The sequence below is a fragment of the Pseudomonas sp. BJP69 genome, from assembly GCF_007633355.1.
Taxonomy (GTDB): Bacteria; Pseudomonadota; Gammaproteobacteria; order Pseudomonadales; family Pseudomonadaceae; genus Aquipseudomonas; species Aquipseudomonas juntendi.
This window is the reverse complement of the sequence record NZ_CP041933.1, coordinates 4,335,197-4,352,924: the sequence shown is the minus strand read 5'-3', so window position 1 is coordinate 4,352,924 and position 17,728 is coordinate 4,335,197. Positions and strand designations below refer to the sequence as shown.

The following is a 17,728-nucleotide window of genomic DNA, read 5'->3' as shown; positions in this document are numbered from 1 at the left end:
GGGATCGGGAGATTCGCCGCACATCGCGCGGCGGGCCACAGCCAAACAGTCTTTCAGGATGTTGATTTGAACAACGCGTTAAATAACCAACGGGTGGCCGCATGAGTGCTTCCCTTGCCCGTCTGGAGCGAAAGCTCGGCTACACCTTCAAGAACCAGGACCAGATGCTCCTGGCGCTGACCCATCGCAGTTACGCCGGGCGCAACAACGAGCGCCTGGAGTTCCTGGGTGACGCCATTCTCAACTTCGTCGCCGGTGAAGCGCTGTTCGAGCGTTTTCCGCAGGCCCGCGAAGGCCAGCTGTCGCGCCTGCGGGCGCGGCTGGTCAAGGGCGAAACCCTGGCCCGCCTGGCCCGTGGCTTCGACCTTGGTGAGTACCTGCGCCTGGGGTCCGGCGAGCTCAAGAGCGGTGGTTTTCGCCGCGAGTCGATCCTTGCCGATGCGCTGGAAGCACTGATTGGCGCCATTTACCTAGACGCCGACATGGAAACCGCCCGCGAGCGCGTGCTGGCCTGGCTGGCCAATGAGTTCGAGGGCCTGACCCTGGTCGACACCAACAAGGACCCGAAAACCCGCCTGCAAGAGTTCCTGCAGTCGCGCAGCTGCGAGCTGCCGCGCTACGAAGTGGTGGATATCCAGGGCGAGCCGCACTGCCGCACCTTTTTCGTCGAATGCGAAGTGGTGCTGCTGAACAACAAGAGCCGTGGCCAAGGCGTTAGCCGGCGTATTGCCGAGCAAGTTGCCGCTGCGTCTGCACTGATCGCCCTGGGCGTGGAGAATGGCAATGACTGATAGCAACCCGACCCGCTGCGGCTATGTAGCCATTGTCGGCCGCCCGAACGTGGGCAAGTCGACCCTGCTCAACCACATCCTCGGCCAGAAGCTGGCGATTACCTCGCGCAAGCCGCAGACCACCCGCCACAACATGCTCGGCATCAAGACCGAAGGTGATGTGCAGGCGATCTACGTCGATACCCCTGGCATGCACAAGGCCAACGACAAGGCCCTGAACCGCTACATGAACCGCAATGCTTCGGCGGCCCTGAAAGACGTCGATGTGGTGATCTTCGTGGTCGACCGTACCAAGTGGACCGACGAGGACCAACTGGTGCTGGAGCGCGTGCAGTACGTGACCGGGCCGCTGATCATCGCGGTCAACAAGACCGACCGCATGGAAGAGAAGGCCGAGCTGATCCCGCACTTGCAATGGCTGCAGGAGCAATTGCCGAACGCCGAGGTGATGCCGATTTCTGCGCAGCAGGGCCATAACCTCGAGGCGCTGGAAGCGCAGATCGCCAAGCACCTGCCGGAAAATGACCACTTCTTCCCGGAAGACCAGATCACCGACCGCAGCAGCCGTTTCCTGGCGGCCGAACTGGTGCGCGAGAAGATCATGCGCCAGCTGGGGGCCGAGTTGCCTTACCAGATCACCGTGGAGATCGAGGAATTCAAGCAGCAGGGGCACGTACTGCACATCCACGCGCTGATCCTGGTTGAGCGCGATGGCCAGAAAAAGATCATCATTGGCGACAAGGGCGAGCGCATCAAGCGCATCGGCTCCGAGGCGCGCAAAGACATGGAAGTGCTGTTCGACTCCAAGGTCATGCTCAACCTGTGGGTCAAGGTGAAAGGTGGCTGGTCCGACGATGAGCGCGCGTTGCGTTCGCTGGGTTACGGCGACCTGTAAGCCATACTGTTGGGGCCGCGGTGCGGCCCATCGCCGGCAAGCCAGTTGCCACAGGTGCTGCACAAGCCCTGGGTGCGATGCGGTCGGTGTGTGGCTTGCCGGCGATGGGCTGCACAGCCGCCCCACTGTGCGGTTTTCCTGGCTACAGGGAACGAGTGATCTCCCATGGAACAACCTGTCGGCCAGCCAGCCTATGTGCTGCACAGCCGCGCCTACAAGGAAACCAGTGCGCTGGTGGACTTTTTTACCCCGCAGGGCCGCATGCGCGCGGTACTGCGCCGTGCGCGCGGCAAGGGTGGCAGCCTGGTACGGCCGTTCGTGCCGCTGGAGCTCGAACTGCGCGGGCGTGGCGAGCTGAAGAATGTCGGGCGCATGGACAGCGCCGGCATCGCCGCCTGGTTGCATGGCGATGCACTGTTCAGCGGGCTGTACCTCAACGAGTTGCTGATGCGCCTGCTGCCTGCCGAGGCGCCATTCGTGGCCCTTTTCGAGCACTACGCACTCACCCTGCAGGCCTTGGCCGAGGGGCGCCCGCTGGAGCCGCTGCTGCGTTCGTTCGAATGGCGGCTGCTCGATGAGCTTGGTTACGCGTTTTCCCTGAGCCAGGACGTCAACGAATACCCCATTGCCGCCGATGGCCTGTACCGCTTGCGCGTGGACGCAGGCCTGGAACGGGTCGAGCTGGTGCAACCCGGCTTGTTCCGCGGCACCGAGCTGCTGGCCCTGGCGCAAGCCGATTGGAGCGCGGACGGTGCCTTGCTCGCCGCCAAGCGCCTGATGCGCCAGGCCCTGGCCGTTCACCTGGGCGGCAAGCCACTGGTCAGCCGGGAACTGTTTCGCAAGCGCTGATCACGACGTATGCTGTGGGCCTCAATCTTCAGGAGAGCCTTTCGTGACTCACAGCAACCGCATGCTTCTTGGCGTCAACATCGACCACGTGGCAACCCTGCGCCAGGCCCGCGGCACGCGTTACCCTGACCCGGTCAAGGCTGCCCTGGATGCCGAGGAAGCAGGCGCCGATGGCATTACCGTGCACCTGCGCGAAGATCGCCGGCACATTCAGGAGCGCGACGTGTTGCTGCTCAAGGACGTGCTGCAGACGCGCATGAACTTCGAAATGGGCGTCACCGAAGAGATGATGGCCTTTGCCGAGAAAATTCGCCCGGCGCACATTTGCCTGGTGCCTGAAACCCGTCAGGAGCTGACCACCGAAGGTGGCCTGGACGTGGCCGGGCAGGAGGCACGGATCAAGGCGGCGGTGGAACGCCTGGCACGCACTGGCGCCGAAGTGTCGCTGTTCATCGATGCTGACGAGCGGCAGATCGAGGCCTCACGCCGGGTCGGCGCCCCCGCCATCGAGCTGCACACCGGGCGCTATGCCGACGCGCAAACCCCAGCCGAGGTGGCCGATGAGCTGCGGCGCATTGTCGACGGTGTGGCGTTTGGCGTGGGTCAGGGGCTGATCGTCAATGCCGGCCATGGCCTGCATTACCACAACGTCGAGGCTGTGGCGGCGATCAAGGGTATCAATGAGCTGAACATTGGCCACGCATTGGTGGCGCATGCCCTGTTCGTGGGCTTCAAGGCTGCAGTGGCCGAGATGAAGGCGTTGATCGTCGCGGCTTCGCGCTGATCTGTCAGTTGCCTGTACCGGCCTATTCGCGGGTACAGGCGGCCGATCACTCGGCAGGAAACACCAGCGTGAAGCGGGTCGGCCCCAAGGGGCTGCTGCTCACCTCAACCCGCCCGCCGTGCAGTTGCATGATCGATTTGACGATCGCCAGCCCCAAGCCGGTCCCGCCCTCCAACCGCGAGCGCCCCGAACCTACCCGGTAAAAGCGTTCGAACAGCTGTGGCTGCTCAGCCGCAGCGATGCCTGGGCCACGGTTCTGCACAGATAGCCGTATTTCGTTGCCTGTACGCTGGATATGCAAGTCGACCGGTTCACCCTCAGGGCTGTGCCGTATGGCATTGCTCAACAGGTTCGACAGCGCCCGTTGAACCATCAACCGGTCGCCCAACGCCGTGCCCCAACCCTGCACCCGCAGCGCTACGCCTTTGAGCTCGGCACTGAAGGCGAACAGCTCGACTACCCGGGCAGTCTCGTCGGCCAACGCCAAGGGCTTGAGCGCCACCTGGGTTTGCGGTTGGCTGACCTGGGCAAGAAACAGCATGTCATTGATGATGCGGTTGAGCCGGGTCAGCTCCTCGATACTGTCTTCCAGCACCTCCCGGTAGTTGGCGTTCTCCCGTTCGCGCGCCAGGGTCACCTGGGCCTTGCCCATCAGGTTGCTCAAGGGGGTACGCAGTTCGTGCGCCAAGTCGTCGGAGAACTGCGCGAGCTGGCTGACACCCTGGTCAAGGCGGTCGAGCATCACGTTGATGCTGCGCGCGAGTTCAGCCAGTTCCAGTGGCAGGCCGCTGGCGGGCAGGCGATGCTGCAGGTCCTGGGCCGAAACCTGGCCAGCGATGCGCCGAAAATGTCGCAGGGGCTGGAGGCCGCGCTGCATCAGCCACCAGGCACCCGCGCCAATCAGCAGCAGCAGCAGCGGCAGCGCCAGCAGGGTTGAGTGCAGGTACGCCTGCAACAGGGCGTTATCGTCGGCGCGGTTGAGCGACATCAGCACCTTGACCGGGGTGTTGTCACGCAGGCGCATCAACCGGCTGACGGTCAGGATCTGGTTGCCGCTGCTGTCGCGCCAGGCGTGAAAGGCCAGGCGTTCGTCGGTGGGCAGCTCAGCGACGCGCGAGTCCAGTGCCGGCCCCAGGCTGAGCAGGTGCGGGTGGCGGCTTTCCTGCGCCAGTACGCTGAGGCTGAGGTTGTCGTGGCCCATCACCAGGTCGAGCAGGGGGTGGGCCCTGGTGCCCAGGTCCTCGCTGCGCAGATCGACGCGCAGGTTGTGCTCGACCTGCAGCATCTTGCGCGCCAAGTCCTTGCGTGCGCGGCTGTCCAGCTCGTGATCCAGGGCGAACACGGCCAGGCAGGCCAGCAACAACACCAGCGCAGCGCCCATCAGCGTGACGCTAAGCCCCAGGCGCAAAGAAAGGCTGGTAGTCTTCAAAAACGCGCCTCCAGCACGTAGCCGACACCGCGCAGGGTATGGATCAGTTTGTTGTCGAACGGGTCGTCGATCTTGGCGCGCAGGCGCCGGATCGAGACCTCTACCACATTGGTGTCGCAATCGAAATTCATGTCCCACACCAGTGAGATGATCTGCGTGCGCGACAGCACTTCACCGGTCTGGCGCATCAGCAGGTGGAGCAGGGCGAACTCCTTGGCGGTCAGGTCGATGCGTTGCCCGGCGCGATAGGCGCGGTGGCGGCCCGGGTCCAGCTCAAGGTCGGCGACCCGCAGGGTACTGGGTTGCAGTTGCTGGTCGTTGCGGCGCAGCAGGCTGCGAATGCGCGCCAGCAGTTCAGGGAACTCAAAGGGTTTGAGCAGGTAGTCATCAGCGCCCAGGTCCAGGCCCTTTACCCGGTCGGCCAGGCGGCCATGGGCGGTCAGCATCATGATGCGCGTGGCCGATTCGGCACGCAGGCGCTGAAGCACGGTCCAGCCATCGAGCTCGGGCAGGTTGACGTCGAGGATGACCAGGTCGTACGGGTGCTGGCGTGCCAGGTGCAGGCCGTCGGTGCCGGTATGGGCGCAGTCGACCACATAGCCGTTTTCGCGCAGCCCTTGCTGCAGGTAATCGGCGGTACGCAGCTCGTCCTCGATGATCAGTAGGCGCATGGGTTGGCTCGGTGTGGTGAAAAGGGGGCGATTCTCGACCCTGTAGTGACATCAGGGTCAAGGCGCAGGATGTTACGGCATGCGTTAGCGGCCGAGGCGTAGATAACGGATTTGTAATGCGGGTGTTATCTGGCTGTCCGTTGCGGCCCCGGCATGGCGATTGCGCCGGCACATTGCAGGACTGTAATCCGCGCCTCACCTTGCTGTTAGCCAGCCCCTGCGACCATGGCCTGACTGATCGGCTACCACGAGGCAACCCCGATGAACCTGACCAAATACCTACTGTTGGCCACCCTTGCCCTGGGCAGCGCCAGTGTCTACGCCGAGGGCGGTGCGGAGCGCTCCAGGCAGTTCTGGCAAGCGTTCCGCGAAGACCAGCAGCGCCTGCACGGCGACAAGCAGCAGGCCGTGGCCGAGCGCGAGCGCAAGGCGCAAGAGAAGGCCCGTGAGGTGGCCAAGGATTGAGTCGCAGCAGCGGCGCCGGCACTGCTCCCCGGCGTTGCTGTCTTCAGGCGCCCGCATGGGTAATGCCTGTCAGTTAAGCGTTAATGGGGCTGCTTTGCAGCCCTTCGCGGGCACGCCCGCCCCCACAGGGCGCTGAACTCAAGAAATGCGCGATCCCCTGTGGGAGCGGGCGTGCCCGCGAAGGGTCGCAAAGCGGCCCCAAATTACTTAACTGACAGGCATTACCCCCATGGGCGCTTTTTTTATTTGCGCGCCAGCAGGGTGGCCCGGCGTGGTGCGGGCAGGCCTTCGATGGTCTTGCTGTGGTCGTTCGGGTCGAGGAAGTCAGCCAAGGACTGGTAACGCATCCAGTCGGTGCTGCGCTGCTCTTCAATGCTGGTCACACTCACGTCGACGCAGCGTACGTCGCTGAAGCCGGCACGGCGCAACCAGCGCGCCAACGCCGGTACCGAAGGCAGGTACCAGACATTGCGCATCTGTGCGTAGCGGTCTTCGGGCACCAGCACCTGGTTTTCATCACCCTCGACCACCAGGGTTTCCAGTACCAGCTCCCCCCCTTTGACCAGGCAGTCCTTCAGCGCCAGCAGGTGCTCGATGGGCGAGCGGCGGTGGTAGAACACGCCCATGGAAAACACCGTATCGAACCCTTCCAGGTTGGCCGGCAGTTCTTCGAGCGCGAAAGGCAGGTGCCAGGCGGGCAGTTCCGGCAGGTATTGCTGCACCGCCTGGAACTGGCAGAAAAACAGCCAGTTGGGGTCGACGCCGATCACCATGTCGGCGCCCGCACCGAGCATGCGCCACTGGTAGTAGCCGTTGCCACAACCGACATCGAGCACACGTTTGCCCTTGAGATCCAGGTGGGGGGCAACGCGAGACCACTTCCAGTCGGAACGCCATTCGGTGTCGACGTGCACGCCGAACAGGTCGAACGGGCCTTTGCGCCAAGGTGACAGGCCCATCAAGGCCTGGCGCATCTGTGCACGGGTGGCCGCGTCGCAGTCGCAGTCCAGGCGCAGGCCGTTGACCAGGTCGACTTCACTCGGTTGCACGGCGGGCAAGGCTTCCAGCGCACCGCGCCAGCGGTCCAGGTCACCGTGGCCCTTTTCCAGCTTGGCTTGCAGTTGCGCTTGCAGGCCTTGCGACCAGGAAGCCAGGGGGGTACCCGCCAGGCGGCGGACCAGGGGAGACAGATCGATCATGGCAGGGCTATCAACGAGGCGAAGTTAAGGCATTGGAACCACGGCACCACTTTCGAGAAGCCCGCGGCAAGCAGGCGCTCCTGGTGGGTTTCGAGGGTATCGGGGCGCATCACATTTTCAATGGCGCTGCGTTTCTGGGCGATTTCGAGTTCGCTGTAACCGTTGGCCCGCTTGAAGTCCAGGTGCAGCTCATTGAGCAGGTCCTGGGCTCGCTCATCGGCGAAGCGCAGCTTTTCCGACAGGATCAACGCACCGCCGGGCAGCAGTGCCTGGCGGATGCGGGCAAGCAGTGCCAGGCGTTGGTCGGGGGCGATGAATTGCAGGGTGAAGTTCATCGCCACCACCGAGGCGGGCTCGAAAGGGAGAGCGAGGATATCGGCTTCGAGCACCTGTACCGGCAACAGCTCCTGGAACATTGAGTCCTGGGCGGTGAGGTACTGGCGGCAGCGCTCGACCATGGCGGCGGAGTTGTCGACCGCGATCACCCGGCAGCCATCGCTGCGCACATGCCGGCGCAGCGACTGGGTGACCGCACCCAGCGATGCGCCCAGGTCGTAGAGGGCGGTATGCGGCTGGGCAAAGCGTGCGGCCAGCACACCGAGGTTTTCCACGATGGTTGGATACCCCGGCACCGAGCGCTTGATCATGTCTGGGAACACGCGCACCACGTCCTCGTTGAAGACGAAGTCGGGCACTTGCTCCAGGGGTTGGGCAAAAAGGCGGTCGGGTTGTTTGCTCACGGCGGATCCAGGCTGCGGGTGGTAGGCAAGGGCGGCATTCTAGCCAAACCGCGGCCTGGATGCATGATTGGCTGACCGGCGCTGCAGCTCAGTTGACCCGAAGGGCGCAATCGAAGGTTTGCACGGGCGCGACGTCGGTGGCCCAAGGCTGCTGGTAGACCAGCACCAGCTTGCCTTCACCCCGGGCGTGGGCCTGGTAGCGCCAGGTGGACAAGCCCGAGCTGCCGACCATGCCTGTGTCGTCTGGCGCGCTGTAGACCTCGGGGCCAAGGCTGTGCAGTACACCGGCTGCCGGGTCCTGCACACGCCAACGGTAGCCGGTAGAGGGGTTGCTGGGCAGGCTCAGCGTGAGGTTCTGGCCAACCTGCAGGCGGATGGGGCACTCGCTTTCGGCGTCCAGTTCGACGGGTTGAGTGGGTTGCTGGGCGCAGGCGCCCAGCAGGGCGAAGCTCAGGGGAACGAGCAGACGAGGGGCGGTCATGTTGGCTCCGGAGGCTGGCGATGGCCTGAGGATAACCGATGATCAAGGAAATTTGTGGGGCTTGTGCCTGATGCCGGTCAGTCAAGCGGTTGGGGCCGCTGTGCGGCCCATCGCCGGCAAGCCGGGCTCCCACAGGGATCGCGTCAGGGCTGACAGGTGTTTGCCACAAGGTATGGCAGCGCCTGTTAGAGCGAGCGCCGCCCGCGCGGCGCAATCGCGAGCTGCGCTCGCTCCTACGTTTGTTTCGGGCCAATTATTCCTGTGGGATTTGCGCGCGAACGCCTTGGTGCATGCCTCAATATCGCGCCGTACAAACAAGGCGGCCGCGCGCGCCTGTCACAGGCGTTACTGGCCCGAAACAAACGTAGGAGCGAGCGCAGCTCGCGATTGCGCCGCGCGGGCGGCGCTCGATCTCACAGGCGCTGAAGATGCTCCGGCTACCCTTGCCAGAAACCATAGAATCTCCCACAGGTACCGCGCAAAGCTTGAGGTCTGCACTGCCCCTGCGGGAGCCCGGCTTGCCGGCGATGGGCTGCGAAGCAGCCCAATGGCTGCCACTCCGGCTTAACTGACTGGCATTAGCCCAGGGCCTGTCAGAACAGTACTTTCGCCACGTCGGCAAAGCGTTTGGCAAAATGCACTGTCAAACCTTCGCGCAGGTAGTCCGGCAGTTCCTCGAAGTCCCCGCGGTTAGGCTCTGGCAAGATCAATTCGAAGATCTTCTGCCGCCGTGCCGCGATCACTTTCTCGCGCACCCCGCCAATGGGCAGCACCTGGCCGGTGAGGGTAAGTTCGCCGGTCATGGCCACCCCCTTCTTCGGTGCCTGGTTGCGGGCCAGCGACAGCAGGGCACTGGCCATGGTGATGCCAGCGCTCGGCCCGTCCTTGGGGGTGGCCCCTTCAGGCACATGCAGGTGAATGAAGGCTTCGTTGAAGAAACCGGGGTCACCCCCGAACTGCTTGAGGTTGGAGCTGACGTAGCTGTAGGCGATCTCGGCCGATTCCTTCATCACATCGCCCAGCTTGCCAGTCAGCTTGAAGCCGCGGTTGAGGGTGTGGATGCGGGTTGCCTCGATCGGCAAGGTCGCGCCGCCCATGCTGGTCCAGGCCAGGCCGGTGATCACACCTTTGCCCGCCAGCACTTGCTCGCTGCGGAACACCGGCATGCCGAGTGCGGCCTCCAGGTCCTTGGTGCCGATTTTCAGCTTGGCGTCCGGGTTTTCCAGCAGCTTGACCACCGCCTTGCGCACCAGTTTGCCCAATTGCTTTTCCAGCTGGCGCACCCCGGCCTCTCGGGCGTAGCCCTCGATCACCATGCGCAGCGCGCTGTCGCTGATGCTCAGGCTGGCCTTGGCCACCCCGGCCTTTTGCAACTGCTTGGGCCACAGGTGGCGCTTGGCGATGGCCAGTTTTTCTTCGGTGATATAGCCGGACAGGCGGATCACTTCCATGCGGTCCAGCAACGGGCCGGGGATCGAGTCCAGGGTGTTGGCGGTACATACGAAGAGCACTTTCGACAGGTCCAGGCGCAGGTCCAGGTAGTGGTCGAGGAAGTCGACGTTCTGTTCCGGGTCGAGGGTTTCCAGCAGCGCCGAGGCCGGGTCGCCCTGGTAGCTCTGGCCCATCTTGTCGATCTCGTCGAGCATGATGACCGGGTTCATCACTTCGACATCCTTCAACGCCTGCACCAGCTTGCCGGGTTGGGCGCCGATGTAGGTGCGGCGGTGGCCCTTGATCTCGGCCTCGTCACGCATGCCGCCGACGCTGAAGCGGTAGAACGGTCGGCCGAGCGACTCGGCAATCGACTTGCCGATACTGGTCTTGCCCACGCCGGGCGGGCCGACCAGCAGCACGATCGAGCCGCTGATCTCGCCCTTCCAGGCGCCAACGGCGAGGAACTCGAGGATGCGTTCCTTGATGTCGTCGAGGCCTGCATGGTGTTGGTCGAGTACCTTGCGCGCGTGCTTGAGGTCGAGCTTGTCCTTGCCGTGGATGCCCCATGGCAGGGCAGTGGCCCATTCCAGGTAGTTGCGGGTAACGGCGTATTCGGGCGAACCGGTTTCCAGAATGGCCAGTTTGCCCATTTCTTCATCGATGCGTTTGCGCGCCTGCTCGGGCAGGGTCTTGCCTTCCAGGCGCTGCTCGAACTGCTCCAGGTCGGCACTGCGGTCGTCCTTGGTCAGGCCCAGCTCCTGCTGAATGACCTTGAGCTGTTCCTTGAGGAAGAACTCGCGCTGATGCTCGCCAATCTGGCGGTTCACCTCGGCCGAAATCTCGTTTTGCAGGCGGGCGACTTCGACCTCCTTGCGCAACATGGGCAGCACTTTTTCCATGCGCTTGAGCATGGGCACGCAGTCCAGCACTTCCTGCAACTGGCCGCCGGTAGCCGAGGTCAGCGCGGCGGCGAAGTCGGTGAGCGGCGACGGGTCGTTAGGGCTGAAGCGGTTGAGGTAGTTCTTCAGCTCTTCGCTGTAGAGCGGGTTGAGCGGCAGCAGTTCCTTGATCGCGTTGATCAGCGCCATACCGTAGGCCTTGACCTCGTCGGTAGGCTCGGCGGGCTGGCGCGGGTATTCCACTTCGACCAGATAGGGCGGGCGGTGATGCTTGAGCCAGGTACGGATACGCACCCGGGTCAGGCCTTGGGCCACGAACTGCAGCTTGCCGTTTTCACGGCTGGCATGGTGCACCTTGACCAGCGTGCCGTATTGCGGCAATGCCGAGGTATCGAAGTGGCGGTGGTCTTCTGCCGGCGTGTCCATGAAGAACAGGGCCAGGCAGTGGTCAGGGGACTTGGCGACCAGATCAAGGGTTTCCGCCCAGGGCTCTTCGTTGACGATCACAGGCAGTACCTGGGCCGGGAAGAACGGGCGGTTGTGGATCGGAATCACATAGACCTTGTCCGGCAGTTGTTGGCCGGGCAGGGCGAGGGCGTGGCCGGCTTGGGCCTGGGGGGTGGTGTGTTCGACTTCGCTGTGTTCGTCGGGGTGTTCCGGGAAATCCTGCTGGTCGCTCATGGGGCACCTGCGTGAATGACTATGGTGCTTAGATGGGGCGCAGGGGATTGGGTTTCAAGTTTCAAGCTGCAAGCTGCAAGCTGCAAGAAAAAAGCGGGACCGCATTGGCCCCGCTTTTACTTGCGGCTTGTAGCTTGTGACTTGCAGCTTATTCAGCCAATTTGTAAGCGATGATGTAATCGCCCATCCGCGTACCCAGCGAGCCATGCCCGCCCGCGGTCACCAGCACATATTGCTTGCCGTCCTTGCCGGTGTAGGTCATCGGGGTAGCTTGGCCACCCGCTGGCAGGCGGGCTTTCCACAGTTCCTTGCCGTTGTTCACATCGTAGGCGCGCAGGTACTGGTCGAGGGTCCCGCTGAGGAAACCGACGCCGCCTGCGGTCACGATCGAGCCGCCCATGCTGGGCACGCCAACCGGCAGGCCGATCGGCACGGGTGTGCTGTCACGGGTGGTGCCGTTCTTGTGCTTCCACACGACTTTGTTGGTGAACAGGTCGATGGCGGCCACGTAGCCCCAGGCCGGGGCCTGGCACGGCACGCCCAGGGGCGACATGAACGGGTGCATGGTCACGGCATACGGGGCACCGGTGTTCGGCTGCACGCCGCTGGTTTCGCTTTCGCGCTTGCTGCCCTCGGCAACCTGTTCACGCGGCACCATCTTCGACACGAATGCCATGTAGTTGGGCGAGGTGAACAGCAACTGGCGCACCGGGTCGACCGATACGCTGCCCCAGTTGAATACGCCTACGTTGCCTGGGTAGACCAGCGAGCCCTGCTCCGACGGTGGGGTGTACTGGCCCTCGTAGCGCAGTTCGCGGAACTGGATGCGGCACAGCATCTGGTCGAACGGGGTGGCGCCCCACATGGCTTGTTCGGTCAGTTCCGGGCCCAGCAGGTTGAGGTCGGAACGGGCCTGGGTCGGCGAAGTGTGGTCGCCTTTCACCGCACCTTGCGGGGTGGGGATTTCACGGATCGGCACGATTGGCGTACCGTCGCGGCGGTCGAGCACATACAGGCTACCCTGCTTGGTCGGCACGATGATCGCCGGTTTCACGCCATCGTCGGTCTTCAGGTGCACCAGCGTCGGCTGGCTGCCGACGTCCATGTCCCACAGGTCGTGGTGGGTGAACTGGTAGTTCCAGCGGGCCTTGCCGGTCGCAAGGTCCAGGGCTACCACACCTGCGCTGTACTTCTCGGCGCCTGGGGTGCGGTCAGCGCCCCACTGGTCTGGGGTCTGGTTACCCAGCGGCAGGTAGATCATGCCGAGGTCTTCGTCGACACTGGCGATCGACCACATGTTGGCCGAGTTGCGGCTGTACATCTTGCCGGGGGCCAACGGCTTGGTGTCTTCCGGGTTGTTGCTGTCCCAGTTCCACACCAGGTGGCCGTCGTGCACGTCGTAGGCGCGGATGACGCCAGACGGCTCGTTGGTGGACTCGTTGTCGGTGACATGGCCGCCGATGATCACCAGGTCGCGGGTAATGGCCGCGGGCGAGGTGGAGTAATAGCCGCCGGCGGTGAACGGGCCGATGCCGGTTGTCAGGTCGATCACACCCTGGTTGGCGAAGCCTTCGCAGACCTTGCCGTTGTCGGCGTTGATGGCGATCAGGCGCGCATCTGCGGTGGGCAGATACAGGCGGCGCGGGCAGGCCTGCGCCACGGCTTGGCCGGCGTCGCTGATTTTCGGGGCCGGGCTGCCGTCGCGGCTGACGTAGCGGTTCTCGTCATAATACGAAACCCCGCGGCAGGTCATGTGGGCAAAGCCTTTGAAGGTGCCGGTGGGGCTCTTCACCTGCGGGTCATAGCGCCAGATTTCCGCGCCGGTGTCCGGGTCGAGTGCCAGCAGGCGGCTATGCGCGGTGCAGGCATACAGCATACCGTTGACTTTCAGCGGGGTGTTCTGGTTGGTCAGCTCGACCGGGTCGTTCTCGGTCGGCAGGTCACCGGTGCGGATGCGCCAGGCTTCTTCCAGGCGGTAGGCGTTCTGCGGGGTGATCTGGCGCAGTGGCGAATAACGGTCGCCATGCTCGGTACGGCCATAAGCCTGCCATTCGCCGTCCGGCATGCTCGGCGCGGCGCTGGCCATCTCGCTGCTGTCGCGGCCCAGTTCGCCAAACACCTCACCCGGGTGGGTGAACTGGCTGCCCAGGGCGCAGGCGCCTGCGGCCACCACGGCCACGCTGAGCACCGCCGTGTTGGCAGTGCTGGCGGGGCCGATCAGCGGGCGGCGTGCCCACGGTAGCAGCAGGACCACGCCGATGGCGAACCAGATGGCCAGGCGCGGCACCAGTTGCCACCAGTCCAGGCCGACTTCGAGCAAGGCCCATACCGTGCTGCCTAGCAGCACCAGGCCGTACAGGCCCAAGGCAATGCGCCGTTGGGCCAGCAGCAGAATGCCCGACAAGGCAAAGCCGATACCGGCAACAAGGTAGTACAGCGAGCCGCCCAGCTGGCTCAACTTGATGCCGCCGGCCAGCAGGGCCAGGCCCATCAGCAACAGCAGCGCGCCAATCAGGCGCGGTAGCCAGCGGCTTCCAGTGTTGGCACCTTCAGTGCTCATTTCAGGTTCTCCGTCACGTCAAAAAAATTCAGAAACTGCTTTGGATCTTCAGGCCACCGACCAGGGCGCCATCAACTTGCGACACGCCGCCGGGATGGCGGATGTACTGCAGGTTCGGGCGGACCGTGAGCCAGTTGGCCACATGAATGCCGTAGTACAGCTCGGCGCTGTATTCCGTGTCTTGCACAGGCAGGAAGCCGGGGTTGTCGTAATCGTCAAGGCCGGCTGCCTGGTTGGCCAGGCGGGCGTTCTTGCGGTAGCCAGGGTTGACGTGCACGCGGGCGAGGGCGAAGCCGATGTCGTCCTTGGCGCGGGCATCGAAAGGCCCTTTGAATACCAGTCCTGCCTGAACATAGTTGTCGATGACATTGGTTTTCTTGTCGTGCATCGTTGCGTTGGCGAATAGGCTCAGGCCACGCGAATGGTCGGAGGCCAGTGCAGTCACCTGCTGCTGGGCGCCGAGCCACACGCCATGCTTGCTCGAGCTGCTGCGGTAGGCGCCGCCGCTCAGGGCTGCCGGCTGGCCGTTGCTGTCCTTGAGAACATCGTGTGCCTTGGCATTACTGTAGTAGTAGCCGGCGCGATATTCCCCTTTCAGGCCTTTGACGCGCGGGCTCCATACCAGTTCGACTGGCATGACCGCACCTTGGGTGCCGCTGCCACTGAGCTTGAAGCCGTTACCTGACTCGAGGTTGGACGGGTTCTGTTCGAACACGCCAACCTGCGCGTACAACGTGGGGCTGAGGTTGTAGCGCACGCGCAGGGCCCATTGGCTGACCGGCCAGTTGTACCAGATGCCACCCACCCAGTTGCCCACCTGCGAGCCGCAGAAGGCCAGGTTCTGGAAGTCACAGGGGAAACTGTTGAAGTCCTCGCCTTCGCCGAAACGGCCGAATTTCACGTCCAGTGCGCCGTCGAAGTACTTCTGCTTGATCCACATTTGCGTCAGCCGCCAGGTTTCACCGCGGCCCCATACTTCCTGGGCCGAGGTAAAGCCACCCACGCGTGGGTCATTGATGCGGTCGTTGCTGATGTTGTCGCCGTGGCGCTCGGTGATGGTCAGTTGCACTTCGGTGTCGTGCCAGCCAAGGATCTTGTCCAGGTCCAGGTGGCTGCCAAAGGTGAACTGGTCGCTGTAGCGCGCGGTACGGTCATGGTCGTAGCCACCGTGCAGGTTGCTGCCCATCTCGCCGGTGTAGCCGAGGGTGAAGTCGTAGCCTTGTTCAAGCAACCGGGTGCGGGTGCCGCCCCAGTCGCCGAGCATCCACGGGGAGTCGTTGGCGAACATTTCGCTGGCGCAGGTGGGGGTCGCCAAGGCAGCAAGGGCGACGCCTATGTAACAGGTTTTGGGCAGTTGGAGCATGAGATAGCGCTATCTTCTGATTATTGAAAAAACGGCAAGCGCATCGAAAGGCCAGGCTTTCAATGGATGTGGCAACGTGGGAGTTCAGTGAAGCGTTTCAGCTTGCGGCGGGGAGGATATAGGGGAAGGCGTCAGAAAAAAAGACAAATTGTCGCAGGTCATTATTGTTCAATTGGTAATAATGCCCTTAGGGGTCTGCTCTGCGCAGTACCTGCGCCTACCCAGGTATGGCGCAGTACGTGTAGGAAATGGCTTGCCGGCGATTGGGGCGCAATGCGCCCCCACCATTTCAAAAGGTGGTACGCAGGCCCACTTCCACACTGCGCCCCGGTGCTGGCGCGATATCGCGCAGAATCGAGCTGGCATAGCGCACGGTCTGGTCGGTCAGGTTCTCACCGCGCACGAACGCCAGCCACTGGCTCTGGCCAACGTCGAAGCGGTAGCCAACGCTGGCCCCCAGGGTGGTATAGCCATCGGTGCTGCTTTCGTTGGCCGGCTTGCGGTGCTGAGAGGCGGCGTGCTGCACGTCCACCCGGGCCTGCCAGCGGTCCAGCTCCCAGACCAGGCCACTGTTCAGGCGTAGCGGGGCAATACGGGGCAGCGGCTCGCCGCTGTCAAGGTTCTTGGCCCGGGTGTAGTCACCCGACAATTCCAGGGCAAAGCTGCCATAACGGTTCTCGACCAGCTGCCAGCGGTCCTGGGCCTCGATGCCGTAGAAGCGTGCCCGCACACCTTGGTACTGGTACTCCGGGAAACCGTCGTCGTGATCATGGTCAGCTTCGTCGTGGTCGTGATCATGCCCGCCTTCGCGCAGGTTGCCGGTGCCGATCAGGCCGATGTAATTGCGGAAGTGGCTGTAGAACAGCCCGACGCTGCCCTTGTGCGTACCGTTGTCGAAGCGTAACGCCAGGTCGGCGGAAATGGCCTTTTCCTTGTTCAGGCTGGCATCACCGACTTCATAGGCACCGGTGGCGACGTGGGCGCCATTGGCATACAGCTCGTAGAAGGTCGGGGCGCGTTCGGTATAGCCAAGGTTGGCCGCCAGCGACCAGACCGGGTCGAGTTGGTACACCGCGCCCGATGACAGGCTGAACGCATTGAAGCTGCTGGTGCTGTTGGCGTCGACGAAGTTCTCGTTGCCTTTGGCATCCGGGTCCACGCGGGTGTGTTCCATGCGGGCGCCCAGGCTCAGGTTCAGGCGCTCGGTCGCTTGCCACTGTTCGAGCATGAACAACGCCAGGCTGTCGGTATCGGTGTGCGGCACGAAGGCCTCTTCGCCCAGGGCAGAGAATTCGTTGCGGCTGACTTGCGCACCGATCACGCCCTCCACAGGCCCGAGCGGCTGGTGGCGGGCTTCGATACGCGCTTCGTAGCCTTTGTTCTTGAACGTGGTGTGAACCTCGCCTTCCTCTATTTCGCTGTGTTCGTAGTCGGTGTAGCCGGCATCGACCTTGACCGAGCTGAACGGGCCGTCGAGGTCGCGCAGTTCGGAGGCGAAGGCGTAGTGGTCCTGTTTCATGTCCAGGCGCACGCCGGATTCGGCCACCGAGCCGTAGTTGCTGTCGTAGCGGCTGTACGACAGGCCGGCGTAACCGTGGTCCCAGTGGTAGGCACCGCCGATGGCGCCGCCATCCTGGCGGCCATCGCTGTTTTCCAGGCGGTGCTTGCTGCCGGGCTCTTCGGCATCGCGCACTTTCGCGCTACGGGCGTAGCCAGGGATGCGCAGGTCATTGAACTGACGGCTGTTGGCATCCAGGTGCAGGGCGAAGGTGCCATCGCCGGCTTCTAGCTTGCCGGCGCTGCTGCGGGTCGTGTCGGCGCCACCGTAACGCAGTTCACCGGCGCCGTGAATGCCCTCGATGGGGGCGTCGGGGATGCGGTTATCGAAGGTGTTGACCACGCCGCCAATGGCGTTGCCGCCGTACAGCAGTGCGGCCGGGCCGCGCACGATTTCGACACGATCGACGGTCACCGGGTCCAGCGGCACGGCATGGTCGTAGGACAGCGAGGAGGCATCCAGGGCGCCTACGCCGTTGCGCAGGATGCGAATGCGGTCGCCATCCAGGCCACGAATGACCGGGCGGCTGGCGCCAGGGCCGAACCAGGTCGAGGCGACACCGGGCTGTTTGTTCAGGGTTTCACCGAGGCTGCCGTGCTGCTGTTGCAGCAGGTTGTCGCCTTCGAGCACGGTGCTGGGCGCGGCCAGTTGGCGGTTGCCCAGCGGGTTGGCCGTGATCACCTGGGGTTCAAGTTCCACCGCGTGGCTGGGCGAAGCGGCCAGCCAGAGCGCGACGGCAAGGGGGGAGAGGCGAAGCGGTGCAGACAACATGAGAGTGGGACGTTCCTTGGCAGATGCTCATATAGTGTTACAACATAACATAACTATTTCAGCACAGAGGTTTCTTCCCTGGCCAGCGTTTTTCTGCGGCCTCGCCGGATCCCACCCGCCACTACACTCGTGTAAGGTGCGCATCTTTCCCACGGAGT

14 protein-coding genes are annotated in these 17,728 nt (G+C 63.6%); 5 read left to right on the top strand and 9 right to left on the bottom strand.

All coding sequences use genetic code 11. The annotated features are described in order from the left end of the window. Positions 1–101 precede the first annotated feature (101 nt). The 4 genes from rnc (at position 102) to pdxJ (ending at position 3,319) form a co-directional block, all read left to right on the top strand. Positions 102–791, top strand: coding sequence for a ribonuclease III (gene rnc, locus FPB55_RS20355; RefSeq protein ID WP_009684761.1), 690 nt, complete (start codon positions 102–104; stop codon positions 789–791). Continuing rightward, complete coding sequence (gene era, locus FPB55_RS20350; protein WP_003252061.1) at positions 784–1,686, top strand: GTPase Era; 903 nt, start codon at positions 784–786, stop codon at positions 1,684–1,686. The genes rnc and era overlap by 8 nt, the downstream gene beginning before the upstream one ends. 165 nt (positions 1,687–1,851) lie before the next feature. Next, positions 1,852–2,535, top strand: a complete 684-nt coding sequence (gene recO / locus FPB55_RS20345; RefSeq protein ID WP_125855397.1) for a DNA repair protein RecO — start codon at positions 1,852–1,854, stop codon at positions 2,533–2,535. A gap of 43 nt (positions 2,536–2,578) precedes the next feature. After that, complete coding sequence (pdxJ, locus tag FPB55_RS20340; protein ID WP_125855398.1) at positions 2,579–3,319, top strand: pyridoxine 5'-phosphate synthase; 741 nt, start codon at positions 2,579–2,581, stop codon at positions 3,317–3,319. A 46-nt stretch (positions 3,320–3,365) separates the two neighbouring features. Here the strand turns inward: pdxJ and FPB55_RS20335 are convergent, their stop codons facing one another. Both FPB55_RS20335 and FPB55_RS20330 read right to left on the bottom strand, forming a co-directional pair. Beyond that, positions 3,366–4,748: a heavy metal sensor histidine kinase gene (locus FPB55_RS20335; protein WP_125855399.1), complete on the bottom strand. Its 1,383-nt coding sequence runs from the start codon at positions 4,746–4,748 to the stop codon at positions 3,366–3,368. Beyond that, positions 4,745–5,419 carry a heavy metal response regulator transcription factor gene (locus FPB55_RS20330; protein WP_115294652.1) on the bottom strand — a complete coding sequence of 225 codons (675 nt, stop codon included), beginning with the start codon at positions 5,417–5,419 and terminating at the stop codon, positions 4,745–4,747. Before FPB55_RS20330 ends, FPB55_RS20335 begins: the two co-directional genes overlap by 4 nt. A gap of 261 nt (positions 5,420–5,680) precedes the next feature. Between FPB55_RS20330 and FPB55_RS20325 the strand changes: the two genes are divergently transcribed. Then, complete coding sequence (locus FPB55_RS20325; protein ID WP_009684756.1) at positions 5,681–5,884, top strand: hypothetical protein; 204 nt, start codon at positions 5,681–5,683, stop codon at positions 5,882–5,884. Between the two features lie 242 nt (positions 5,885–6,126). On the opposite strand, the gene cmoB is transcribed toward FPB55_RS20325, so the two are convergent. The 7 genes from cmoB to FPB55_RS20290 form a co-directional block, all read right to left on the bottom strand. Beyond that, positions 6,127–7,083 carry a tRNA 5-methoxyuridine(34)/uridine 5-oxyacetic acid(34) synthase CmoB gene (cmoB, locus tag FPB55_RS20320; RefSeq protein ID WP_054882225.1) on the bottom strand — a complete coding sequence of 319 codons (957 nt, stop codon included), beginning with the start codon at positions 7,081–7,083 and terminating at the stop codon, positions 6,127–6,129. Then, positions 7,080–7,823: a carboxy-S-adenosyl-L-methionine synthase CmoA gene (gene cmoA / locus FPB55_RS20315; protein WP_054905120.1), complete on the bottom strand. Its 744-nt coding sequence runs from the start codon at positions 7,821–7,823 to the stop codon at positions 7,080–7,082. The genes cmoB and cmoA overlap by 4 nt, the downstream gene beginning before the upstream one ends. Positions 7,824–7,911: 88 nt before the next feature. After that, the gene (locus tag FPB55_RS20310) at positions 7,912–8,304 is read right to left on the bottom strand and encodes a protease inhibitor I42 family protein (RefSeq protein ID WP_009684752.1); all 393 of its coding nucleotides are present in this window, start codon (positions 8,302–8,304) and stop codon (positions 7,912–7,914) included. A gap of 593 nt (positions 8,305–8,897) precedes the next feature. Beyond that, complete coding sequence (gene lon / locus FPB55_RS20305; RefSeq protein ID WP_115294650.1) at positions 8,898–11,318, bottom strand: endopeptidase La; 2,421 nt, start codon at positions 11,316–11,318, stop codon at positions 8,898–8,900. Between the two features lie 148 nt (positions 11,319–11,466). Continuing rightward, positions 11,467–13,878 (bottom strand): glucose/quinate/shikimate family membrane-bound PQQ-dependent dehydrogenase, encoded by a 2,412-nt coding sequence (locus FPB55_RS20300; RefSeq protein ID WP_110679982.1) that lies wholly within the window; start codon positions 13,876–13,878, stop codon positions 11,467–11,469. A 28-nt stretch (positions 13,879–13,906) separates the two neighbouring features. Beyond that, complete coding sequence (locus tag FPB55_RS20295) at positions 13,907–15,241, bottom strand: carbohydrate porin (protein WP_009681959.1); 1,335 nt, start codon at positions 15,239–15,241, stop codon at positions 13,907–13,909. 289 nt (positions 15,242–15,530) lie between these two features. Beyond that, a complete protein-coding gene (locus FPB55_RS20290) occupies positions 15,531–17,570 on the bottom strand; it encodes a TonB-dependent receptor (protein WP_144189151.1) in 2,040 nt (679 codons plus the stop codon). Positions 17,571–17,728: the final 158 nt, after the last annotated feature.